This is a genomic window from Rhodoferax sp., assembly GCF_028714215.1.
Lineage (GTDB): Bacteria > Pseudomonadota > Gammaproteobacteria > Burkholderiales > Burkholderiaceae_C > Rhodoferax.
On sequence record NZ_JAQTMS010000029.1, the window covers coordinates 1 to 24,305 of the forward strand.

The following is a 24,305-nucleotide window of genomic DNA, read 5'->3' on the forward strand; positions in this document are numbered from 1 at the left end:
GGTTTTTCAGGGTTTGCTGCCCGATGGAAAAGGCCAGGCCGCTTGCGGGTTCAAGGTGGTCTGAGCCACAGGTGCCGCTGGAGCGCTTGCCTTCTTAGCCGGTGCAGCTTTCTTAGCCGGTGCAGCCTTCTTAGCCGGTGCAGCTTTCTTAGCTGGTGCAGCCTTCTTAGCCGGTGCAGCTTTCTTAGCCGGTGCAGCCTTCTTAGCTGGTGCAGCCTTCTTAGCCGGTGCAGCCTTCTTAGCCGGTGCAGCCTTCTTAGCCGGTGCAGCCTTCTTAGCCGGTGCAGCCTTCTTAGCTGGTGCAGCCTTCTTAGCCGGTGCAGCCTTTTTAACCGCTACTTTTTTCGCGGGAGCGGCCTTTTTTGCGGCCGGTTTTTTTGCAGTTGCCATTATTTTCTCCTTGATCAATTTACAAAGAGCACTTCATGCGAGTTGGAGTGCATGAAGCGATTCATGATGTTGGGTTCAATCCCAGCACCATGAACTCGGGTGCACAAAACGTTCTCGACCTCTTTGGGGCAATCAACGGTTTGTGAAATTCTGCTTGTCATTTCGAAACTCAATCCCAGGACAGGGCGCCGCCTGATTGGTATTCAATGACACGGGTCTCGAAGAAGTTTCGTTCTTTCTTCAGATCTATCATTTCGCTCATCCACGGGAATGGATTTTCTTCGTTGGGGAAAAGCACATCCAGCCCAATCTGCGTCGCACGCCGATTGGCAATGTAGCGCAAGTAACCTTTGAACATCGACGCATTCATGCCCAGCACGCCGCGCGGCATGGTGTCTTCGGCGTACTTGTACTCAAGCTCAACGGCTCGCTCGAACAAGGCCTTGATTTCTGCCTTGAAATCCGCGGTCCACAACTGGGGATTTTCCAGTTTGAGCTGGTTGATCAGGTCAATGCCGAAGTTGCAGTGCATCGATTCGTCACGCAGAATGTACTGGTACTGCTCGGCGGCACCGGTCATTTTGTTTTGCCGGCCCAAGGCCAGAATCTGGGCAAAACCGACATAAAAAAACAGGCCTTCCATCAAGCAGGCAAACACAATCAAGGACTTCAGCAGAGTTCGGTCGGCATCCGGCGTACCGGTCTTGAACTCCGGGTTCATGATGGCTTCTATGAAGGGAAGCAGAAACTCGTCTTTGTCGCGGATCGACTTGATTTCGTGATAGGCGTTGAAGATCTCGCTCTCGTCCAGCCCCAAGGACTCCACGATGTACTGGTAGGCGTGGGTATGAATCGCTTCTTCAAAGGCCTGACGCAACAAAAACTGGCGGCACTCAGGGGCCGTGATATGGCGGTAAGTGCCAAGCACAATGTTGTTGGCAGCCAGCGAATCCGCCGTCACGAAAAATCCCAGATTGCGTTTGATGATACGGCGCTCATCTTCCGTCAGGCCCTTGGGGTCCTTCCACAAGGCAATGTCGCGCGTCATGTTGACTTCTTGCGGCATCCAGTGATTGGCACAGCTCGAAAGATATTTTTCCCAGGCCCACTTGTACTTGAAGGGAACCAGTTGATTGACATCGGTCTTGCCGTTGATGATTCGCTTGTCGGCGGCGTTGACGCGCTGCGGGAGGTTCGACGCGCCTGCGCTTGCGGCGGCCGGGATCGGTGCGACGGCACCATCATGAAGAGTGCGGACTGGAAGTGAAGACGGCGACAACTCCACCGGGCGACTGCCAGACGAGCCACGAGTGTTGGGTAATTGCGCGGAAGGTTTTATTTCTTCGTCCCAGTTCAACATAAATAGTTCCAATCAGGCGATTATGCGAGCAGCGAAATGAAATGAAAAGTGTTCATTCACATCACTACCTCCTTGGGTCGTCAAGTGTTGTGCAGCAGCATCGCAAGGCGACACTGCTGGCCGCGCTGCAGGCCTCATTGGCATGACTCACAAGTCGGGTCATCGACACCACAAAACTTGATGTCCGTGGCGGGGCCTTCCGACATCTGCACCCTGGCCGCGGCAGCTGCGATATCCAGCGCACTGCCGGCGCCACTATGTCCGTGCGATTGATGGCCGGACGACACTGAGTTCATTCGCCCTGCACTGACGGTTGATTTTTCGGCATGGGTGGCCGACATGGTGCGCAAATAATAAGTCGTTTTCAAACCACGAACCCACGCCAGCTTGTAGATCTCGTCGAGCTTTTTGCCCGAGGCACCGGCCATGTAGATATTGAGCGATTGGGCTTGATCGATCCACTTCTGGCGTCGTGCCGCCGCTTCCACCAGCCAGTGCGCCTGCACCTCGAAGGCGGTTGCGTACAAGGCCTTGATGTCAGCCGGAATGCGGTCAATCGGATGCAGCGAACCATCAAAATGCTTGAGGTCCATTACCATCACATCGTCCCAAAGCCCCAGGCGCTTGAGGTCGCGCACCAGGTAGCTGTTGGTGATGGTGAATTCACCCGAGAGATTGGACTTGACGGACAGATTGCCAAAGCAGGGTTCGATGGAAGCGTCGACACCGATGATGTTGGAAATGGTGGCAGTCGGCGCGATCGCGGTGCAGTTGGAGTTGCGCATGCCGTCACGGGCAATCTTTTGCCGCAGGGCGTCCCAGTCCAGCGTCGACGAACGATCCACATCCACGTAAGCGCCGCGTTCATGCGCCAGCATGTCCAGCGTGTCGATCGGCAAAATCCCCTGCTGCCAGAGAGACCCTTTGTAAGTAGAGTAAGAACCACGCTCGCGCGCCAATTCGGTGGAGGCCCAATAGGCGTAGTAGCAAACCGCTTCCATCGATTGGTCGGCAAATATCACGGCCGCGTCGCTGCCGTAGGGAATGCGCATTTCATACAGGCTGTCCTGAAAAGCCATCACGCCCAGACCCACCGGACGGTGCCGCAGATTGGAGTCGCGCGCTTTCTTGACCGCGTAGTAGTTGATGTCGATAACGTTGTCGAGCATGCGCATCGCCGTGCCGATGGTTTTTTGCAGCTTGGCATGATCAAGCACCTTGGCACCGGTCGAGCTGGCGGGGTCGTCCTTGAGGTGCTGCAGCAAGTTGACCGAGCCCAGGTTGCATACCGCAGTCTCCGTATCGCTGGTATTGAGTGTGATCTCGGTGCACAGGTTGCTGGAGTGAACCACGCCGACATGCTGTTGCGGCGAGCGAATATTGCAGGCGTCCTTGAACGTGATCCAGGGGTGCCCGGTTTCAAACAGCATGGTGAGCATTTTTCGCCACAGATCGGCCGCCGGCAAAGTGCGGGTCGGCTTGATCTCGCCACGCGCCGCTTTCTCTTCGTAAGCGACATACGCATTTTCGAAGTCGACGCCAAACTTGTCGTGCAGGTCGGGCACACTGTTGGGCGAGAACAGGGTCCACTGCCCTTTTTCCATGACCCGGCGCATGAACAGGTCGGGAATCCAGTTGGCGGTGTTCATGTCGTGGGTGCGCCGGCGATCATCACCGGTGTTCTTGCGCAACTCCAGAAACTCCTCGATGTCGAGGTGCCAGGTTTCCAGATAGGTGCAAACCGCCCCCTTGCGCTTGCCGCCCTGATTCACCGCCACCGCCGTGTCATTCACCACCTTCAGGAACGGCACCACGCCCTGCGATTCGCCATTGGTGCCCTTGATATGGGCGCCCAGGGCGCGTACCCGTGTCCAGTCGTTGCCCAGACCACCGGCGAACTTCGACAACAGCGCATTCTCCTTGATCGATTCATAAATGCCATCCAGTTCATCCGGCACCGTGGTCAGGTAGCAGCTCGAAAGCTGCGAACGCAAGGTGCCGCTGTTGAACAGCGTCGGCGTGCTGGACATGAAATCAAAGGAAGACAGGACTTCGTAGAACTCTATGGCGCGCGCCTCACGGTCGATCTCATTGAGCGCCAAGCCCATCGCAACGCGCATGAAAAAAGCCTGGGGCAACTCAATGCGTGCTTTATGGACGTGCAGGAAATAGCGGTCGTACAGGGTTTGCAGACCCAGGTAGTCAAATTTCAGATCACGCTGGGCCTGCAGCGCCGCGGCCAAGCGCGGCAGATCAAACTGGAGCAGCTTTTCGTCCAGCAAGGCGTTGTCGACGCCCTTGCGGATGAATTGCGGGAAGTAATCAAGATAAGCCTGGGCCATCTGGTCCTGCGCCACGTCTTGGCCCAGCACTTCCTTGGCAATGGTGTGAAACAGAAGGCGCGCCGTGGCATAGGTGTAGTCGGGGTCCTTCTCGATCAAGGTGCGTGCCGCCAGTACGGAGGCCTTGTAGACCTCGTCCATCGGGACATCGTCATACAGGTTGCGCAGGGTCTCGGCCATGATGGGCGCAGCCTTGACGTCGGCACCCAATCCGGCGCAGGCCGATTCGATCAGGCGCTGCAAGCGATCAAGGTCAAGAACGATGCGTTCACCCTGGTCGATGGCGTGCAGCAACGGCGCCGCGGGCAACTCCTGAGTGACCTGCCTGGCGCGCTCCTGCGTGCGCTTTTCCCGATACAGCACATAAGCACGTGCAACCTCGTGATGGCCGCCCCGCATCAACCCCAGCTCGACCTGATCCTGCACATCCTCGATGTGAAAAGTGCCACCCGCCGGGCGCGAACGCAGCAGCGCACGGATCACGGCTTGCGTCAAATCATCGACCAATTCACGAACGCTGGCGGATGCCGCACCTTGCGTGCCGTGCACCGCCAAAAAAGCCTTCATCATGGCAACGGCAATCTTGCGTGGCTCAAAAGGCACCACGGATCCGTTACGGCGGATGATCTGGTAGTGGCTCAGGGAATGGGTCGCCGCGTCACCGGCAGCGTCGGTGTCGCGCGGCGCAAAAACATCAGTCTCCCGGGTAGACGGCGTAGTCAAAACAGTTTGCATAAAATTTCTCGTCTGCGGCTAGGTATTTATGGAGATCCGGGAGCTTGGCGAAGCCCCGCGGATCGATTCTTAGATTTTTTCCATTGTAAGCAGAATACACTATATGTGGTGTATTCGGCAAATCTAGCCACTACCGGTAGTGTGTCATCTTGACAGGACGCCAACCGGAAAATAATCCGCCGGCAAACCCAGTGCGTGCTGCAAGCGGGGCCAGTCAAAGCCGCCTCCGGGGTCGGTCTTGCGGCCCGGGGCAATATGTTCATGCCCGGCAATATGAGCGATCGGATAGCGTTGCAGGATGGCCGCACACAAGCCCGCCAGCGTTTCATATTGTGGGTCTTCAAAGCGCTCGCCGGCCACCCCCTCCAACTCGATTCCGATCGAGTTGTCATTGCAATTGCTGCGCTGCGCATAGCTGGAGACGCCGGCATGCCAGGCACGCTCGTCGGCACTTACAAACTGCAACAATTCACCTTGGCGGCGGATGTAAAAATGCGACGACACCTGCAGACCCCGAATGCTTTTGAAGTAAGGGTGCTGGTCCCAGTCGAGCTGATTGGCAAACAGGAGCTGCACGGCGTCACCACCATACTGACCCGGCGGCAGGCTGATGCTATGCAGCACGATCAGATCGATAGTTTCCTGGCTCGGACGGGGGCCAAAATTCGGCGAATCCAGCCGACCCGAAAAGCGGTACCAACCATTCTTCCAGAACGAGCCCTCGGCCGACACTTCAGGCCGCTTCATCGGACGTATCGCCGTTGTGCGGCGCATCAATATGCAGTCTGGCGATGCGATAACGCATCTGCCGCAAGCTCAAGCCCAGCCGTGCCGCCGCAGCGGTCCGGTTAAAGCCGGTTTCACGCAGTGCCTGAATCAATATTTCGCGTTCCGTGCGGTCAAGATGACTCTGCAAGTCACTCGGAATGGTGACCTGCTCGTCCAGCGGCGCGGCGCCGGTGTTCATCTGGTCGATGTCCCGGGTTAGCGTTTGCCGCACCGAAGGCTCAATCTGCAGCTCGTTTTCCTCGCTCAAGGCAACCGCGCGGTGCAATAGATTCTCCAGTTCGCGCACGTTCCCCGGCAAGGGATCGTTGGCCAGTTGTTCCAGAACCGAATCGGACAGCGTCGGCACCGCAATACCTGATTCCAGGGCGATTCGGCGCAGCAGGGCAGTGCAGAGTGCGGGCAAATCATCGCGCCGCTCACGCAAGGGCGGGATCACAATTTGAATCACATTCAGGCGGTAATACAGATCTTGCCGGAAGCGTCCGACCTGCACTTCGGCGGCCAGGTCCTTGTGCGTGGCACTGATGATCCGCACATCCACCGGCTCCTCCTGGGGCGACCCGATCTGGCGAATGCAGCGCTCCTGAATGGCGCGCAGCAGCTTGGACTGCATGGCCAGCGGCAAGTCCCCAATCTCGTCGAGAAACAGGGTCCCCCCACTGGCGGCCTGAAAGAAGCCATCACGATCTTGCGCCGCCCCGGTATAAGCGCCTTTCTTGGCACCAAAAAATTCAGCTTCAAGAAGATTCTCTGGAATGGCACTGCAATTCACCGCGACCCAGGCACCACCGGTGCGGTGGCTGTTGGCGTGAATCGCGCTCGCCACCAACTCCTTGCCGGTACCTGACTCTCCGGTGATCAATATGGGGGCCATGCTGCGCGCCACCTTGACAATTCTTTCCTTCACCAACCGGATGCTGCTGGAGTCCCCGACCAGGCGCGCCAGTGCCGCTTCACCGGCCTCGGCCGGCACCGACACGCTGCGCCCGCCAGGGCTGGTTCTGGACTTGGCATCCTGCACGGCCGACGCGATGACGCCGCGAAACTGCTTGAGATCAACCGGCTTGGTCAAATAGTCGAAAGCACCCGCCTTGAGGGTCTCGACCGCGTTCTCGGCCGAACCGTAGGCCGTGATGACAACACAGCGTTCCCGGCGTTGCTGGGCCTTCAGGTAGCGTATCAGTTCGACACCCAAGCCATCGGGCAGGCGCATGTCGGTGATCACCACGTCAAAGGGGCGTTCACTCAAATGCCCAAAGGCCTGCGCCAGGTTTTCGGCCGTTTCAACGCCGAAGCCTTCGCGCAACAACGTCAACTCGTAAAGCGTTCGCAAATCGGGCTCGTCGTCGACCACCAGGATCTGGGCGTTGCCGGTCACTCTGTTGGCATTCATGATGTTGCCGCCGCGCTGGTCTCTGGCGGGGCGCCGGCCGGGTCGAACTGATGAGTCTGGAACGTCACCAGGAATTCGTTGCCTTCGACCTGCTGGCCATTGAGCTGTCGCGCGGTCCGGAAATAGGCAATGGAGGCGCCCTGCTCTTCACACAGTTCGCGACAGATATAGAGGCCCAATCCGCTGGAACGGCTCTCGGAAGAAAAAAACGGTTCAAACAAATGGCGCTCCACCGATTGATCCATGGGTTGCCCATGACTCCACACCCGCAATACGCCCTGCCCCGATTTGACCAGGCTGGTCGACACCTCCAGGGCGCCGGGCTGTTGCCCCGAAAAGCGCCGGGCATTGTCCAGCAGATTCACCAGAATCCGGCGCAGATGCTCGAATTCGAACCTTACCATGATGCGCTGAGCAGAAAGATCGAGGCGCAGCAATTGCTGCTCCGTTTTCGCCTGCTCTTGCCAGTCACGGCAAATTCTGGTCACTGCCTCGTTCAATTCGAGCACACTGGTTGCGGCCGCATTGTCACGCTGGCGGACTCGGGAAACATCCAGCACTTCCTCCACAATCTTTTCCAATCGCCGGGTATTCTGCCGCACCATCTGGGTCAGTTGCTTGTGCCGCGGATCGGCCAGGTCTTCCTCGAGCAGGGCGTTGGCCTGCGCAATCGCGGCCAGGGGGTTGCGGATTTCATGGGCTACCGCGGCAGACATGCGTCCCATGCTGGCCAATTTCTCGGTTCGCATGCGGGCTTCCATCTCGCGCTGGTCCTGCAGAAACATGACGCACAGGCTCTCGTCGTTTTCACCCGGCGTAGTGCTTATCTGGGTACGCACCCGCAAGCGCCTGGGGCCTTGACCGGCATGGTGAATGGTGACATCGGCTTGCCTGGCCGCATGGTCGGAAAAACTCAGTTGCATCAGCTTCACCAAACCCTGCCATCCGACCATCGATGCCAGACTGAAAGGGTTGCCTCCCAAGGCATATTCAGTACCCAGCAAGCGGCGTGCCGCCGGGTTGGCGGCCCGCACCATGCAGCCCGGGTCCAGCACCAGAATCCCATCCGTCAAGGACTCGATCACCAGTTCATTAACCTGTCTCTGGACCCGCACCGCCAGTTGGCTGCGCTGTGCCCTCAGTTCCACGGTGGCCAGACGGGTCGCGATCTGACTGGCCAGAAAGGCCACCGTGAAACAACCCGCTCCGGTCAGGGCTGCCTGCAAAAAATAGGCCGCTGTGTCGACCGGAATTTGAATCGACAACCAGGCGGCGTAGCCAAACAGCAGCAAGGTCACACCTGCGGCACCCGCCATGGACAGCGACAGGGACCCCAGGACGGAGGTCATCAAGATCGGCAAGGCGAACAGAGGCGTGTAATTGATGCTGTTGCCCTGGACCATTTGCAGCACCGCAAAGGCCAGAATATCGACGCCGCTGACAGCGATCCACTGCACATCAAAAGTCTTGCCGAGGGGACGCACCCTGGCCTTCAATCTGACCCCCAAGGCAACCGCACAATAGCCGCTGCAAATCAGGATCAAGGTGATGTCCTTGGCCGACCCGAGCTGGTAGATAACGCCCTGCAGCAACAGTAGCACCAGCCCCAGCATGACCCGAGCGGTCATGAAGCCGCGCCACAATCGCTCAAACTCCTGTGGCTTGTCCACCACCTCGATGCCGGGTTCAAGCAGGGTGGAATCGAACCAGGACTTGGCTGCTGGCTGCCAGCTCATTCAAGGCTCCGCGCGCTGGCGGTGTTCAAGGCAACAATAAGCCCCTTTTTTTCCCTGGACGGCTTCCAACGCCGGGACATGGACCGCGCACAGGGAGCAAGCAACGGTCTGCAGCGGCGCTGGTGCCGCCCGCGGTTTTTGTTCTTTCAATCTGGATTTTTCCTCCCGGTTGGAACGCCACAGCCAAACCCCCAGCAGCGCCACCAGCAAGATCAAAAAAAACCTCATACCGACCGTCCGAGAATGATCTCCATGACGAACCGAGAACCGACATAGGCCAACAGCAGCAAAGCGGAGCCGATGTACAAAACCCTGACCGCCCGCTTGCCACGCCAGCCGAAGCGGGCACGGCCCATCAGCAAGACCGCGAAGGTCAGCCACGACAGCACGGAAAAGGCGGTCTTGTGATCCCACTTCAGGCGCGCAGTGGAACCGTAGAGTTGGTTGCCGAACAGGATGCCCACCAGCAGCGTGGCCGACAGGAGCAGAAAACCGGCCGTCACAAATCTGAAGGTCAGGCGTTCCATGGTCAATAGGGGCATGCCGCTGTTGGGCTCGGCGGCCAGCCGGAAGCGCTCTTCGGCCTGCGTCATGAACCAGGCATGCACCACGGCAGCGCCAAACAGGCCATAGGAGGCAATGCCCAGCGCCCAATGCAGCGGCAACCACGGCGAAGCGGTGGGGTGCAGCAGATTGCCCGGAAACAATACCGCCAGCAGCACCGCAACGGCGCCCAGTGCCGACAGCGCCCAGCGCGTTTGCAGCAGCGGGTACAGGTGACTCTCGATCGCGTACACAGCGGCGATCAACCAGGCCGTGACGGACAAGGCCGGCGCGAAGCCAAAGCGTGGTTCGCTGCCAAACAGACCCAGGGCCAACAGCGCGCCGTGCACCAGCCAGGCCAGCCACACCAATGTTTTGGCCACCGGCGTGCCCAAGCGGGTGGCGCCTATGGCCGACACCGAATAAGCCGCTGCCACGGCAATTGCCAAAGTCAAACTGAGCGGGGAAGCACTGGCTAAAATCATGCCTACAGTTTAGCGTTTTGCAGTTCGCCAATTTCGATTGGCCCCCAACCTTGGTTCCGTTCATCGGAATACCCTCTATGGCCTCCGCCCTTTCCGACAAACTCTCCCGCCTGGTCAAAGAAATTCGCGGCCAGGCGCGCATCACCGAAGCCAATGTGGCCGACATGCTGCGCGAAGTCCGCATGGCCCTGCTGGAGGCCGACGTGGCCTTGCCCGTGGTGCGCGACTTCATCGCCCGCGTCAAGGAAAAAGCACTGGGCCAGGAGGTATTGGGATCGCTGTCGCCGGGGCAGGCACTGGTGGGCATTGTCAGCAAGGAACTGGTGGCCACCATGGGCGCCGGCGTTGCCGACATCAATCTGGCAGCACAGCCACCGGCGGTGATCCTGATGGCCGGCTTGCAAGGTGCCGGCAAGACCACCACCACCGCCAAGCTGGCCAAGCACTTGATCGAGAAGCGGCGCAAAAAGGTCTTGACAGTGTCGGGCGACGTCTACCGCCCAGCCGCCATTGAACAATTGAAAACCGTCACGGCGCAAGCCGGTGCCGAATGGTTTCCCAGCACGCCGGACCAGAAACCGGTGGCCATTGCACTGGCGGCGCTGGACTACGCACGCAAACATTTCTTTGACGTGCTGTTGGTCGACACCGCCGGTCGCCTGGCCATCGATGAAGCGCTGATGCGGGAAATCAAGGAACTGCACGCGGCGCTGAATCCAGTAGAAACCCTGTTTGTGGTCGACGCCATGCAGGGGCAGGACGCCATCAACACTGCCAAGGCGTTCAAGGAATCGCTGCCACTGACCGGCATCGTCCTGACCAAGCTCGATGGCGATTCGCGCGGCGGCGCGGCGCTGTCGGTGCGCCAGATTACCGGTGCACCGATCAAATTTGCCGGCACCAGTGAAAAACTGGACGGCCTGGAAGTATTCGATGCCGAACGTCATGCCGGGCGCATTCTGGGCATGGGCGACATCCTGGCACTGGTCGAGCAGGTCACTTCCGGCGTCGACATGGCGGCAGCGCAAAAATTGGCAGCCAAAGTCAAGAGCGGCGGCGGTTTTGATCTCAATGATTTCCTGGCGCAGATCCAGCAAATGAAACAGATGGGTGGTTTGTCCAGCCTGATGGACAAAATGCCGGCGGCCATCGCGGCCAAGGCCGGTCAGATGGACATGTGCCGGGCCGAGAAAGACATCCAGCGCAAGCAAGGCATCATCCACAGCATGACACCCCTGGAACGCCGCAAACCCGAACTCATCAAGGCCACCCGCAAGCGCCGCATCGCCGCCGGCGCCGGCGTGCAAGTGCAGGAAGTGAACCGCATGCTCAAGGAATTTGAACAGATGCAGGACATGATGAAAAAGATGAAGGGCGGCGGCATGATGAAAATGATGCGGCGCATGGGCGGCATGAAAGGCATGCCGAAAATGCCGTTCTGAAACCTTGTGGGACAGACCGCAGCCTTACTACTGTCATCCCGGGCTTGACCCGGGATCCATGGATTGCGGATCGAGTCCGCAATGACATCCGGGAGGCATTGGATTGGGGGTGCTGAGACCCCGGACTTGATCCGGGATCCATATCTGCCACACAATCATTCACATGAGCTACTTCGTGTACTTCATGGCAAGTCAGAAGAACGGTACTTTGTATGTGGGCGTGACCAACAACCTGATTCGACGCGTGTTTGAGCACAAAAATGACGCCGTCGAGGGGTTTACCAAGCGGTACGCCGTGCACACTCTGGTCTGGTTTGAATCCACCAGTTCCATCGAAGCGGCAATTCAGCGAGAAAAGCAAATCAAGAATTGGAAACGAGAGTGGAAGGTGGCTCTGATAGAGAAAGGAAATCCAGACTGGAATGATCTCTATGAGGGTTTGCTTTGAGGTGCCTGAACCGTTTCCCACACTGGCTGTCACCCACACTGGCTGTCACCCACACTGGCTGTCACCCACTCTGGTTGTCATCCCGGACCCCTGCAGTTGTCATCCCGGGCTTGACCCGGGATCCATGGATTGCGGATCGAGTCCGCAATGACAACCGGGAGGCAGTGGATTGCGGGTCAGGCCCGCAATGACAAATACCACGCCGGAATGGCAATCCTGAGTCGGCGATCGCAATCCTGAGCCGGTGATGGCAATCCTGAGCCGGTGATGGCAATCAGGTCAGCAGTTCCCCGCGCAGTGTGTAAGAGCGGGTCTCGGTAATTTTCACGTCCACCAACTGCCCGATCAGGGCGGGTTGTCCGATGAAGTTGACGACGCGGTTGCATTCGGTGCGGCCCATCAGTTCTGCCGCATCGCGCCGGGAGTGGCCTTCCACCAGAATGCGCTGCACCGTGCCCAGGCGGCTTTCGCTAATGCGCTTGATGCTGTCGTTGATCACGCCTTGCAGATGTTGCAAGCGGCGCAGTTTGACGGCATGCGGTGTGTCGTCAGCCAGGTTGGCCGCCGGTGTACCGGGGCGCGGACTGAAGATAAAACTGAAGGAGTTGTCAAAGCCAACCTCGTCTATCAGCTTCATCATCCTGTTGAAATCGTCCTCCGTCTCGCCCGGAAAACCAACGATGAAATCGCTACTCAACGCCATATCGGGCCGGATGGCGCGCAGTTTGCGCACGGTCGACTTGAATTCCATGGCGGTGTAGCCGCGCTTCATGGCCATCAAAATGCGATCCGAACCGTGTTGCACCGGCAAGTGCAGGTGGCTCACCAGCTTGGGTATTTTTTCGTAGGCTGCAATCAGCGCCGGCGTGAACTCGTTGGGGTGGCTGGTCAGGTAGCGGATGCGCTCAATGCCGGGGATGTCGGCCACATAATCCAGCAAGGTGGCAAAGTCCGCCATCTCGGCGCCATCGCCCATGGGGGTGCGGTAGGCGTTCACGTTTTGGCCCAGCAACGTCACCTCCTTCACGCCCTGGTCGGCCAGCCCCGCCACCTCCACCAGCACATCGTCGAACGGCCGTGACACCTCTTCGCCTCGGGTGTAAGGCACCACGCAGTAACTGCAGTATTTGGAGCAGCCCTCCATGATGCTGACGAAAGCGGTGGCCCCTTCCACGCGGGCCGGCGGCAAGTGATCAAACTTTTCGATTTCCGGAAAGCTGATGTCCACTTGCGAGCGATTCTGCCGTTCGCGCTCGAGCAGCATCTGCGGCAAACGGTGCAGGGTTTGCGGACCAAACACCACATCCACGTAGGGCGCGCGCTCGATGATGGCAGCCCCTTCCTGACTCGCCACGCAACCACCGACGCCAATCAAAACGCCCTTCTTCTTCAGGTGCCGGATGCGCCCCAGATCGGAAAACACCTTCTCCTGTGCTTTCTCCCGCACCGAGCAGGTGTTGAACAAAATCAGATCCGCCTGCTCCACATCGTCGGTCGGCTCATACCCTTGCGCGGCATTGAGCACATCGGCCATCTTGCCCGAGTCGTACTCGTTCATCTGACAACCAAAGGTTTTGATGAAGACCTTTTTAGTCAAGGTTTGCCCGCCATCTCACGCAACATGGCGCGCACGCGGTAGAGGTTGGCCAGCATGTCGGCCTGGCCGGCCCGGTCGTAGTCCAGGGTGTCGTTCAGCAGACCATGCTGAATGACCGGCACCATGCCGTAGCCACTGGTGACGTAGTTATCGGTGCCCCCTACCTTGGTCGCGATGCCATAGACCCACTGGTCAGCGCCACGCAGGGTGGCTGGCCCGACAACGGTCGCGGCCCGGCTACCTATGGGCATGCTGATTTCAAAGCCGGCAAACTTTGTCCGCGGCATCACTATCGGTGAACTGGCTTCCGTGTTGCGGTAATAAAAGGTCAGGCGGTTATCCCCAAACCAGTGATGGCTTGCCAGCCGGAGGCCACGATCCTGATTGTAAAACTGCCCGGCTTGCGCTTCCCAATACCAGCGCCCGTCGATAACACTCCACCGTGCGGAACCCAAGGCCAGCGGGTGGCGGATGCGCTCAAACGTCCCGCCGCTGGTATCCGTTCCCTGGTAATAGCCAGCCAACCCACTCAAACGCAGCGTCCCCTGTGGGCTCAGCCAAGCAAGGTCCATTTGACCGCCATAATCGCTGTGCATGACATAGCCAACGCTCCCCTGGGCCCACAACCGGGGCGCCAGTTCCATCTGAAGCGACAACGTGCTGCTTTCCACGCGGCTCCGAATGCGGTCACCGCCAAACGCCCCATCGGCGCCAAAGTTGGGACTATTTGCCAGCGGCACCGTCACTTCACCCTGCCACAAGGCACCGCGTGACAAACCCAGTTCCCAACGCAGACTCATGCCCACCGAGGCGTCAAACAAGCCCAATTCGGTGCCAACACGCTGGTGCAGCACAGGAGCGATCTCCAACTGAGGATGCCATCTATCCCGGGCCTGAGCAGGCGTTACCAGCCAAACCGGCTCGGGCGAGCGCCCCGCCAAGCCGCTATTCAGCTTCAGCGCCGCTTGCCCGTCGCACCACCACCCGCCATCGGCAAATTTCGCCAAACAAGTGGCATTGGTTTGAACCGTCAGCACCGGGTCCTGCAGGTAACTGAGCACCAGATGGAGTTGCTCATCGCTTTGCGCCATCTTTTGCCACACGCCTAAGGCCACGCCAAGGGCATCGAGCCGGTTCTTGCGCCAGGTCAACGGCTCAGCCTGCACCACCCAGCGCCGCGCATTGTCAAAACCAACCCAGACCGACGTAAATCCGGCACTTTGCAAGCGGCTTGCCAGTTGCTCAGCACGTTGCGCCTGCGTCGCCGCCATTTCAGGTGCGGGTGGGGTTACCGACAATGGTGGCGCAGGGACCGCCGCAGGCGGTGTTTTCGGCTGTGCCAAGGGCATTGGCGCAAGCGGCGGCGTCTTTGGCGCAGTCTGAGGCGCTGCCTGGGCTGGCGCGGCGGCAGCGAGCCTGCGCGTTCCTTCGCCAAGTGCCGATTTGTCAAAGCTGTAGGTGAGGCCCAGTCCAGCCTGCCAAGCCTGCTGGTCCGTGCGACTGCTGAGCTTTCGGCTGGCACTAACTTCCAGCGCGAGGGATTCGGATAGCGGCCTCGCATAGCGCAAGCCAGCGCGCAGTTCATGGCTGTCGTATTCGGCCAGCGCCTGCCAATGCTGGTTCAAAAACACCTGGCCGCTGCCAAACACGCCATCCAGCGACGAGTAAGCACGCCCTCCCCTGCCATAGCCCAGCGAAAAATCAAACGCCCCAACCGAGGCGGTTGCGACGCCGTAGTAGCTGCGAAAGTTGGTGGCGGCGCCGCCGATGTCGACCGCGCCAAAGGCCAAGCGCGTATCCCACCCCAATCTCAGGGGCAACTGGTACTTGGCGGAAGCCGACAGATCACGCAAAGCACCCTGACAAGGGGGGCTGATGACGTACATGCTGCAATACAAATCGCCGTCATAAGCGAGCCGACCTGCCAGTTCCAGACCCGGTAACACGCCGAAACCCAGGTTAACAGAGCCGAACCCCCCAACGCCCGGATAGACGCGCGGCTTTTCGGGGTTGCTGTTGTTCCACGCCGCGCTGACCGTGCCCGGGCTCAGTACATCGGCGGTGGGTGAGTTGATCGCACCGGTAAAGGCTGCCGGCGCCAACTGCGCGAACGCGGACCCACCGAGAGCCGCCGCACCCAGCCACAAAGTCCAAGAAAGTGATGAGCGCAAGAACATGCAGAGAGAATTAACCTGGAAAAATAAAATTCAGTGGAAGCCGTGGAGATTGCAATGCCTTACGACATGGGGTACCTCAGGGGTATCCTTTTTACCAGACAAGCCAACCCACCCCCAGCTAGCATTCTGGCACCAAGAGGGCGCGCCCAGCGCCCTCACGCACACACGTCAGTTCTTATTGGGCACCCGTCACTTTTAGCGTCACCGTCCCGCCGTTGACACCATTGACAGTTACCACGCCAGTTGTTGGATCAATCGACACAGAGGCCTGTGCTGGCGCTGAGGGAATCTGTCCCAGTTGCAGCAGTATATGCACGGTAGTGGCCTGTCCCGTGGCCTGAACACCGCCGGTCTCGACATTGATCTGACAGGGGTGGACAGTGATCACCTGACCCACAGTCACTCCCGCAAGCGTACTGGCAGTCACGGTGAATATGCACGACCCGAAGGTTGTGATACCCGTTACCGTGCCACCGGGCGCGGTAATGGTGGCGGTCGGTGTCGCAGAGGTCGTATTCGTAAATTTCACTGTAGTAGCCACTGTGGCTAAGGCCGGCACGCTCGCCGGGAAAGCCCCCGCGGGAACCGAGAAGGGCACAGCCTCAGCAGCTTTTACCGTAGCTGCAGTCACCGGCACCACGGTGTCGGCTGCCGCAACCTGCGGCGCCGGGTTGCCGCCGCAAGCAGCGAGCGCCGTAACAAAGACCGACGTCATCAAAATTCGAATTGAAAGAGAAGAATTAGACATGAAACCCCCGTTAATGAGAAAGCCGCGAAGAAGAAAAATTAACACCGCTGCGGGTCTGACCAGTTTATACAGCCAGCCAGCGTGCTTGTCATCTGTTTTTTTGCACGCCGCATTGTGGCACAGCTCTGCAAAAACATGGCAGCATGTTCAGGTACCACAGAATTTTGAGCAGCGTCAAAGTTGTCCCCTGACGCCCCGGGGTTTCCAATTACACTCGCAGGGCTACAAATCGTAATAACAGCTTTCTTGGGAGCGGCATGAGCCAGTTGACTTATCGCACCGCAGTGTATCGAGGCGCTTACGCAACCGTTTTTGTTGCGGCCTACCTGTTGTTGGCAGCCTTCTTACTGTCGGGCGGCGATTCCGTGTCTGAGAGCAGCACGGGGGTCTGGGGTCTGATGCTGGGCATGGCGCTGGCAGGTACAGCCGGGGCCATCGCAGGCCCCGCGCTGCACAGGCGGTTGTTCAAGTCCCGGGCTGCACGCCGCGCAGCTCACAAACCCGGCAAGCACTCGCACCACCATCACTCGCACGAATGAGTCAAGCCACCTTTTCCATTCTGGTGGTGTGCACTGCCAACATCTGTCGCAGCCCGGCTGGCCAAGCCCTGTTGGCGGCACAACTGGCAAACCACAATGTCCGGATCGAATCGGCCGGTACCCGCGCGCTCGATGGCAACGCGGTCGACACCACCATGGCACGCCTGCTGCAGGCGCGCGGCATCGACGCCCTGGCCCAGCACCGCTCGCGGCCCATCATGCCCACCATGTTGGCCCGTTACGACCAGGTGCTGTGCATGGAAGACCAACATGTCCGGCAGGTGCTGGCGCTGTACCCGGCCGGCCGGGGCAAGGTTCGACTATTGGGCCACTGGAGCGGGCAACAAATTGCCGACCCCATCGGCCAGCCCGATACGGTGTATGCTGCCGCGCTCGACCAAATTGAAAGTTGCGCCGGACAATGGGCGCAAAAATTGATAGACATGGGAATGATGAGATGACAGAACAATTCAAGGCCGGCGCGCTGGCTATCCTGCTCAGCGCAGCAATGGCCGGTTGCGGCACTGCACCGGGCATGTACGTGGCCACGCCGGCCACTGCGCAAACACGCAGCACCTGGTTTGGCAGCCGCGCCAGCGAACCCGAGCCCAGCATAGACTTTGCACTGATCCGTCTATCAGCGGAAAACATGGGCAAGTACAGTCTACCGGGCAACGGCTCCGGCGTCCCTCTGTTCAGTGCCAACAGCAGCGGCCCCTACAAGTTGGGCCTGCAAGACGTGCTGCGCATCAACGTCTGGGGCCATCCCGACTTTTTACCCACGCTCTCGGCCGTATCGTCCAGCGGCGTTGCCAGTGTGCCCCTGGGGCGCACCATCAACGAAGATGGCACACTATTCTTTCCGCTGGTGGGCGCCTTGCCAGCGGCCGGCCTCACGTTATCGGAGTTTCGCGTTGCGCTGACCAAAGCCCTGACCAAATACATCAAGGATCCGCAAGTCGACGTCGATATGGCCGCCTTTCGCAGCCAGCGGGTGTTCATGGCGGGTGAGGTCAAAGCCCCCGGCGTGGTGCCCATTACCGACATCCCGCTCAAGATCACCGATGCCCTGGCCGCCGTCGGCGGCACCACCCCTGACGCCGACCTCGGCGTGGTCCAACTCACCCGTGCCGCCCAAAGCTTTACCATCGACTTGAACCGCCTGTATTTTGGTGGCGAGCTGGCGCTGAACCTGACGCTGCAACACGGCGATGTGCTCACCGTGCCTGATCGCCAAGCACGCAAGGTGTTTTTGCTGGGTGAAGTGATGCAACCCAAATCCTACGTGCTGCGCCGGGGCCGCGTCAGTCTGGCCGAGGTACTGGCCGATGCCGGTGGCCCGAATCCGCTGTCGGCCAACGCCGGCGAAGTCTTTGTCATGCGCTTGGGCGTTGACGGCAAACCGCTGGTGTTCCAGCTCGACGCGCGCGAACCGGTGGCGCTGCTGCTGGCCGATCGTTTTGATGTACAAGCGCGTGACCTGGTCTACGTCAACCCGACCAGCATGACCCACGCCGTGCGGATCATGAACCAGTATCTGCCGCTGCTGCAAGGTGTCTCCAGCGTCAAACAGGTCGGCGGCTTCTAGGCCACCATTCGACGCATAAGTAACAATATAAACTTAAACTTTCAGGCTTCCATGGCGACAGATTACAGCGACCGCAACAACGACAACCGTCCCCTGATCCAGGAGGAAGAGGGCCTGTCGCTCATCGATATTCTTGAAAACGTGCTGTATTTCAAGTGGCACTTCATCGTGGTGGCCAGTGCGGTGTTTGTGCTCTCGGTGTTTTATGCCATCGTCGCCACGCCCATTTACACGGCTGACGTGCTGATACAAATCGAAGAGAAAAAGAGCTCCTCGCTGGGCGCACTAAACGCCGTCGCCACTGCGCTGGACGTGCAGCAGTCCCCTGTCATGGGCGAGATCGAAATCCTGCGCTCACGCAACGTCATCGGCCGCGCCGTCGAGGCCGAGCTGGCCCACACCAGCATCAAGGTGGGCAACCGCCTGCCGCTGGTCGGTGGCTGGCTGGCCCGCCTGCGCGAACGTGGCAGCGACGGTCTGGCCAAACCGTTATGGGACTGGGGCAATATCGCCTGGGGTGGCGAGACGCTAACCATCGATGAATTTGTCGTACCCGAGCGCTATTTTGGCAAGCCGTTTGACCTCATCGCAAGCACTGCTGGGGGTTGGTCGCTGGTTGATTCCGAGGGCGTCGCCGTGCTACAAGGCAAGGCCGGCCAAAGCGCTCAGTCCGCCGACGGCCAGTTCAGGCTCTGGGTCTCGGACATGAAAGCCCGCCCCGGCAACCACTTTGAGATAAGGCGCTATTCAGTGCCTTCACGCGTAGTTCAGATTCTGGGACAGATGACGGTCACAGAAACCAAACGCCAGTCGAATGTGCTGAAGCTCACTTACGAAGACACCAACTCGACCAACGCGGCCCGCATGCTCAATGCCATTGCCGACGCCTACCTCAAGCAAAACCTTGAGCGCCGCTCGGAAGAAGCCGACAAGAGCCTGAAGTTCTTGCAAGAGCAATTGCCTGAGTTGCAAAAGCAACTGGAAGTGGCCGAGAAAGCCCTCAACGGGTTTCGCAACCGGGAAAAAACCCTTGATATTTCTGGTGAAATCAAGGTGCTGCTCGACAAAACAACCGATATCGAAAGGCTTCGCATGGAAGCCGAGCTCAAGCGCAAGGAGTTGCTGCAACGCTATGAGCCAATCCACCCCGCTATCCGAGCGCTGGACGGGCAGATCTCCGCACTCAAAGGTGAGTTTCAAAGCCTGGGTCGTGCCATTTCTGCGCTGCCCAACACGCAGCAAGACTACATCCGCTATGCGCGTGACGTGGAGGTCAACAACCAGCTCTATGTCGGCCTACTCAACAACGCCCAACAGCTTAAAGTAGCGCGCGCTGGCACCACCGGTAATGTCGCCATCATTGACCGCGCCGTGGTACCGGAGCGGCCCTCCCGCCCCAACCAACCCTTGACGGTAGCCATTGGCGGCCTGCTGGGCCTGCTGCTGGGTTTTTTGGCCAGCCAGCTGTTGGCGATGATGTCCGGCATTGTGCGCGACCCGAAAAAACTCGAACTCAAAACCGGCATCCAGACCTTTGCCATTTTGCCCTTGGCGCCCGAGCAGGCCGACTTTGACCTGGTGGACGACAAACCGTTTCTGCTGGCGCATGAAAAACCCACCGCCATTGTGGTGGAAGCGCTGCGCAGTTTGCGCACGGCCCTGCTGTTTGCCTTGTCGGAAACCCCACGCGCCAAAGTCATCCTCGTCACCTCGGCGGCGCCAGGGCAAGGCAAGAGCTTTATTTCCGTCAACCTGGCCTATTTGATGGCAGCCGCCGGCAAGCGTGTTCTGCTGATCGACGCCGACGTGCGCCGCTCGTCCCTGAAACGTTACATCGCGCTGCCGGAACACCCGCATGGTTTGTCCGACGTGCTGAAAGACGGCGCATCCTTTGTCGACCTGGTGCGCCGCGAGGTGCACCCCCATCTGGACCTACTGGCCGCAGGTGCCCGCGTCAAAAACCCCGGCGATTTGTTCTCCAAGCAGGCTTTGGCCGACACCATCGCCAGTGCCGCCGAGCAGTACGACTTTGTGGTCATCGACTCGCCGCCAGTGCTGCCAGTGAACGACGCCGCGGCGCTCTCCAAATGGGCGGACGTGACGGTGTTTGTGGCGCGGCAAGACTCGGTCAGCCAGGCTGAAATAGCTGAAGCGCTAACGCTGTTGGCCAAGGCCGGCAAACCGGTCAGCGGCCTGGTCTTCAATGGGTACATTCCGTCAACCCTGCGTTATGGCTATGGTTACGGTTATGGCTACGGCTATCGCTACCGCAAGTACGGCGGCCGCTACGGCAAGGGTTACGGTTATAGTGGTTACGGTAAAGGTTACGGTTACAGTAGCTACGGTGATGACGATACGGAAAGTGCCTCGAAGAAGACGCCCAAGTAAGGCTTAGAACAAAGGACAGGGGAATGGATCATGGAATTTTCTCAGTACGTTTGGCCCCTGGCGGCTTTTGCCACCGGAGCCACCGCCTTGTTTACCGCCGTGCTGCTGGTGTTGACCAAGGACCTGCACGGCCGTCACTCACTGGACTCCACCTTTGGCCCGCAGCGTTTTCACACCCAACCCACCCCCCGCATCGGCGGGATTGCCATCGTCTGCGGCGTGCTGCTGGGCACATTGCTGATCGCGGGTGAATCGCGCTACATATTGCGGATCATTGTGCTGGCCGGTGTCCCGGCCTTTGCTTTCGGCCTGCTGGAAGATCTGACCAAGCGCGTAAGGGTGTCGACACGCCTGTTTGCCACTCTGGGCAGCGGCCTGCTGGGCTGGTTTGTGACCGGCATCACCATCGCCGACGTGAATGTGCCCTGGCTGGACGCACTATTGCTGTGGACGCCCGCTGCCGTGCTGTTTACCGCCTTTGCCGTCAGCGGCGTGGCCAACGCCTTCAACATCATTGACGGCTTCAACGGCTTGGCCTCGGGCACCGCGGTTATCGTCCTGACCGCCATGGGCCTGCTCAGCCTGCACTTGGGCGATGTGCAAGTGGGCCATGTTTGTGTGATGCTGGCGGCCGCCGTGCTGGGGTTTTTTCTGGTCAACTGGCCACTGGGGAAATTGTTTTTGGGCGACGGTGGAGCCTATTTTGTCGGCTTTGCCATTGCCTGGGTGGCGGTACTGCTGCTGCAGCGTCATCCACAGGTCTCGGCCTGGTGCCCGCTGCTGATCTGCGCTTACCCGGTGCTGGAAGTGTTGTTCAGCATGCTGCGACGGCGGCAGCGGCATCTGGATGTCGGGCATCCGGACCACCTGCACTTGCACAGCCTGGTCATGCGCCGGGTGGCGTGCCAGCGCTTTCCCAACATTAGTCGCACCCTGTGCAATTCGATCACCGGTGCCATGCTGTGGCTCATGACGCTACTGCCTGCGCTGTGGGCTGTTTCGTTTTATGACAGTACGCCCATGCTGATGCTGGGGTTGATTGTTTACACACTGGGTTACCACGCTCTGTACGTCCGCTTGGTGTGGTTCAGGTGGAACCGACAGTGGTGGTCCAGGCCAGTGCCAATATTGCCCGACTCCAAATAAACAGCGCGCCATGCCTTGGTACGTCATTCACACCAAACCGCGGCAAGAACAACGCGCCCTGGTCAATCTGGTGCAACAGGGTTACGGCTGCTATTTGCCGCTGCTGGCCACTGAAAAGCTGCGTCAGGGCGCATTGAAGGTGGTGCAAGAGCCGCTCTTTGCGCGCTACCTGTTCATTAGCCTCGATACCGGCCAAAGCGGCAAAAGTTGGGCTCCCATACGCTCCACCCAAGGTGTCAGCCGGCTGGTGACCTTTGGTGTGGAACCGGCCAAAGTCGACCCCACCCTGATTGAAGCCTTGCGCGCAAATACCGACGGCCTGCGTGAAAGACCTGAACGTCTATTCGAACCAGGTGATCGCGTTCAAATCAAAGACGGCGCGTTTGCCGGGCTGGAAGCCGTCTACCAAATGCCCAACGGCGAAAGCCGCGCCATGGTGTTAATCGAAATATTGAGCAAACCCGTCAAATTGACCCTATCGCCCGCCAGTTTAAGCAAAGTAGCCTGATCCACAGGCACTTGCTATGGCGGGTGTTGGCTTTCATCGGGCTCAATGGTTGTCATCCCGGGCTTGACCCGGGATCCATGGATTGCGGGTCAAGCCCGCAATGACAACGTGGTGCGTAATGACAATTTACCGCGTCGAGCGGTGAATTGTCATCTGCTTGTGCTAGCATATGTTCAATACTTGAACAACCAGTGTCTTTCGACACTGCGGTAGCCTGCCTGATAGAAAATTGCAGCGGCACGACGGACCTATCTGCCCCCTCCCCATGCCAGAAACCCCATCCCTTCACGAGGAAACTCATTTAAAGGTGTTGCGCCTGTTAGAAGCCAACCCACAAATGAACCAGCGCGACTTGGCTGCGGCTTTGGGTGTAAGTCTGGGCAAAACCAACTTCTGTTTGAAAGCGCTGCTCGATAAAGGACTGCTAAAAATGCAGAACTTTCAGAGCAGCAAAAGCAAACTCGCCTATGCGTACCTGCTCACCCCGGCCGGCATAGCCAAGAAGGCAACACTCACAAGCCGCTTTCTCAAGCGCAAAACGCAGGAATACGCATCGCTCAAGGCGGAGATTGAATTGCTACAGCAGGAAACTACTGCAAACACCAACAAGTCTCATGGATCGTCACAGCGTACGGCCTCGCGATGACAAAAATATCAACAACCACACACCATCATGCAATTAGAAACCACAAAAATCGCCATCATCGGCTTGGGCTACGTCGGCCTGCCTTTGGCCGTGGAGTTTGGCAAACTACGCCCGGTACTGGGCTTTGACATCAACGCAGCGCGCATTGCCGAACTACAGTCTGGGCAAGACCACACGCTTGAGGTCAGCCCAGAAGAGCTAACCACTGCCAGTCAATTGACTTTCAGTAGCAACCCGGAAGACCTCAATGCCTGCCAGGTGTTTATCGTCACTGTGCCCACCCCAGTGGACAAGGCCAATCGGCCCGACCTGACGCCGCTGGTCAAGGCCAGCGAAACGGTGGGGCGCACCATGCCGGCCAACGCCATCGTCATTTATGAGTCCACCGTTTACCCCGGTGCCACAGAAGAAGTGTGCGTGCCGGTGCTAGAAAAATTCAGCGGTAAAAAATTCAACACTGATTTCTTCTGCGGCTACTCCCCCGAGCGCATCAACCCCGGTGACAAACAGCACCGCTTGCCCAGTATCAAAAAAGTCACGAGCGGCAGCACGCCTGAAGTGGCCGAGGCGGTCGACCATCTCTACAAACAAATTATCACAGCCGGCACCCACAAGGCCAGCAGTATCAAAGTGGCCGAGGCCGCCAAGGTAATTGAGAACACCCAGCGCGACGTCAACATCGCCCTGATGAACGAGCTCAGCCTGATCTTCAATCGCCTTGGCATTGACACGCTTGAAGTACTGCAGGCCGCTGGCACCAAGTGGAACTTCTTGCCGTTTCGCCCCGGCCTGGTGGGTGGCCACTGCATAGGCGTTGACCCCTACTACCTGACGCACAAAGCACAAGAGGTGGGTTACCACTCTGAGGTCATCCTGGCCGGACGCCATATCAACGACAGCATGGCCGTGCATGTGGCTGACCAGACCGTCAAACTCATGTTGCGCAAAAACCTGCCGGTGCTCGGCAGCCGCGTGCTGGTGTTGGGCCTGACGTTCAAGGAAAACTGCCCCGACCTGCGCAACACGAAAGTGGTGGACATCGTCAAGGCGCTACAAGGCTACAACACCCAGGTAGACGTATACGACCCGTGGATCGATGTGGCCGAGGCTCAACATGAATACGGTCTTGCCTGCTTGACCCAACCACCGCAAGCCGGCCAATACGCAGCCATTGTGTTGGCCGTTAGTCATCACCAATTTGTCACATTAGGCGAGAAAGGTATCAAGGCACTTGGCCAGAGCGGAGCAGTCATCTATGACGTCAAGAGCATGCTACCGTTAGCCGCTACAGACGGAAGGCTATAA

Annotated in this window: 21 protein-coding genes; 10 read left to right on the forward strand and 11 right to left on the reverse strand. The window is 58.9% G+C overall.

The features are described 5' to 3' along the window. Positions 1–6 precede the first annotated feature (6 nt). From PHS32_RS13985 to ccsA, 8 genes are all read right to left on the reverse strand, one after another. Positions 7–408: a hypothetical protein gene (locus tag PHS32_RS13985; RefSeq protein ID WP_366143485.1), complete on the reverse strand. Its 402-nt coding sequence runs from the start codon at positions 406–408 to the stop codon at positions 7–9. Between the two features lie 151 nt (positions 409–559). Then, on the reverse strand, positions 560–1,750 hold the full coding sequence (locus PHS32_RS13990; RefSeq protein WP_301079625.1) for a ribonucleotide-diphosphate reductase subunit beta: 1,191 nt from the start codon (positions 1,748–1,750) through the stop codon (positions 560–562). Between the two features lie 134 nt (positions 1,751–1,884). Further along, on the reverse strand, positions 1,885–4,827 hold the full coding sequence (locus PHS32_RS13995) for a ribonucleoside-diphosphate reductase subunit alpha (RefSeq protein WP_301079626.1): 2,943 nt from the start codon (positions 4,825–4,827) through the stop codon (positions 1,885–1,887). A 144-nt stretch (positions 4,828–4,971) separates the two neighbouring features. Further along, positions 4,972–5,574, reverse strand: coding sequence for a 1,6-anhydro-N-acetylmuramyl-L-alanine amidase AmpD (gene ampD, locus PHS32_RS14000; protein WP_301079627.1), 603 nt, complete (start codon positions 5,572–5,574; stop codon positions 4,972–4,974). Next, positions 5,561–7,009: a sigma-54 dependent transcriptional regulator gene (locus PHS32_RS14005; protein ID WP_301079628.1), complete on the reverse strand. Its 1,449-nt coding sequence runs from the start codon at positions 7,007–7,009 to the stop codon at positions 5,561–5,563. The genes ampD and PHS32_RS14005 overlap by 14 nt, the downstream gene beginning before the upstream one ends. Further along, positions 7,006–8,745, reverse strand: coding sequence for an ATP-binding protein (locus PHS32_RS14010; RefSeq protein WP_301079629.1), 1,740 nt, complete (start codon positions 8,743–8,745; stop codon positions 7,006–7,008). The genes PHS32_RS14005 and PHS32_RS14010 overlap by 4 nt, the downstream gene beginning before the upstream one ends. Then, positions 8,746–8,973, reverse strand: a complete 228-nt coding sequence (locus PHS32_RS24250; RefSeq protein ID WP_366143486.1) for a PP0621 family protein — start codon at positions 8,971–8,973, stop codon at positions 8,746–8,748. Continuing rightward, positions 8,970–9,773 (reverse strand): cytochrome c biogenesis protein CcsA, encoded by an 804-nt coding sequence (ccsA, locus tag PHS32_RS14015; protein WP_301079630.1) that lies wholly within the window; start codon positions 9,771–9,773, stop codon positions 8,970–8,972. Before ccsA ends, PHS32_RS24250 begins: the two co-directional genes overlap by 4 nt. 77 nt (positions 9,774–9,850) lie before the next feature. On the opposite strand from ccsA, the gene ffh reads away from it, so the two are divergent. Together ffh and PHS32_RS14025 are read left to right on the forward strand one after the other, a co-directional pair. Next, positions 9,851–11,215 (forward strand): signal recognition particle protein, encoded by a 1,365-nt coding sequence (gene ffh, locus PHS32_RS14020; protein ID WP_301079631.1) that lies wholly within the window; start codon positions 9,851–9,853, stop codon positions 11,213–11,215. Between the two features lie 163 nt (positions 11,216–11,378). Then, positions 11,379–11,663 carry a GIY-YIG nuclease family protein gene (locus tag PHS32_RS14025; protein WP_301079632.1) on the forward strand — a complete coding sequence of 95 codons (285 nt, stop codon included), beginning with the start codon at positions 11,379–11,381 and terminating at the stop codon, positions 11,661–11,663. Between the two features lie 274 nt (positions 11,664–11,937). On the opposite strand, the gene miaB is transcribed toward PHS32_RS14025, so the two are convergent. The 3 genes from miaB to PHS32_RS14040 form a co-directional block, all read right to left on the reverse strand. After that, complete coding sequence (gene miaB / locus PHS32_RS14030; RefSeq protein ID WP_301079633.1) at positions 11,938–13,260, reverse strand: tRNA (N6-isopentenyl adenosine(37)-C2)-methylthiotransferase MiaB; 1,323 nt, start codon at positions 13,258–13,260, stop codon at positions 11,938–11,940. Then, positions 13,257–15,437, reverse strand: a complete 2,181-nt coding sequence (locus PHS32_RS14035; protein WP_301079634.1) for a YjbH domain-containing protein — start codon at positions 15,435–15,437, stop codon at positions 13,257–13,259. The genes miaB and PHS32_RS14035 overlap by 4 nt, the downstream gene beginning before the upstream one ends. Positions 15,438–15,612: 175 nt before the next feature. Continuing rightward, a complete protein-coding gene (locus PHS32_RS14040; protein ID WP_301079635.1) occupies positions 15,613–16,185 on the reverse strand; it encodes a hypothetical protein in 573 nt (190 codons plus the stop codon). Positions 16,186–16,442: 257 nt separating this feature from the next. Between PHS32_RS14040 and PHS32_RS14045 the strand changes: the two genes are divergently transcribed. The 8 genes from PHS32_RS14045 (at position 16,443) to tviB (ending at position 24,305) form a co-directional block, all read left to right on the forward strand. Then, positions 16,443–16,724 (forward strand): hypothetical protein, encoded by a 282-nt coding sequence (locus tag PHS32_RS14045; protein WP_301079636.1) that lies wholly within the window; start codon positions 16,443–16,445, stop codon positions 16,722–16,724. After that, positions 16,721–17,185, forward strand: coding sequence for a low molecular weight protein-tyrosine-phosphatase (locus PHS32_RS14050; protein ID WP_301079637.1), 465 nt, complete (start codon positions 16,721–16,723; stop codon positions 17,183–17,185). Before PHS32_RS14045 ends, PHS32_RS14050 begins: the two co-directional genes overlap by 4 nt. After that, positions 17,182–18,312 (forward strand): polysaccharide biosynthesis/export family protein, encoded by a 1,131-nt coding sequence (locus PHS32_RS14055; RefSeq protein ID WP_301079638.1) that lies wholly within the window; start codon positions 17,182–17,184, stop codon positions 18,310–18,312. Before PHS32_RS14050 ends, PHS32_RS14055 begins: the two co-directional genes overlap by 4 nt. Positions 18,313–18,363: 51 nt before the next feature. Next, positions 18,364–20,700: a polysaccharide biosynthesis tyrosine autokinase gene (locus tag PHS32_RS14060; protein WP_301079639.1), complete on the forward strand. Its 2,337-nt coding sequence runs from the start codon at positions 18,364–18,366 to the stop codon at positions 20,698–20,700. Between the two features lie 30 nt (positions 20,701–20,730). Then, positions 20,731–21,846, forward strand: a complete 1,116-nt coding sequence (locus PHS32_RS14065) for a glycosyltransferase (protein WP_301079640.1) — start codon at positions 20,731–20,733, stop codon at positions 21,844–21,846. 10 nt (positions 21,847–21,856) lie between these two features. Further along, positions 21,857–22,354 (forward strand): transcription/translation regulatory transformer protein RfaH, encoded by a 498-nt coding sequence (rfaH, locus tag PHS32_RS14070; protein WP_301079641.1) that lies wholly within the window; start codon positions 21,857–21,859, stop codon positions 22,352–22,354. A 265-nt stretch (positions 22,355–22,619) separates the two neighbouring features. Beyond that, complete coding sequence (locus tag PHS32_RS14075; RefSeq protein WP_301079642.1) at positions 22,620–23,000, forward strand: MarR family EPS-associated transcriptional regulator; 381 nt, start codon at positions 22,620–22,622, stop codon at positions 22,998–23,000. Positions 23,001–23,027: 27 nt separating this feature from the next. After that, positions 23,028–24,305: a Vi polysaccharide biosynthesis UDP-N-acetylglucosamine C-6 dehydrogenase TviB gene (tviB, locus tag PHS32_RS14080; RefSeq protein WP_301079643.1), complete on the forward strand. Its 1,278-nt coding sequence runs from the start codon at positions 23,028–23,030 to the stop codon at positions 24,303–24,305.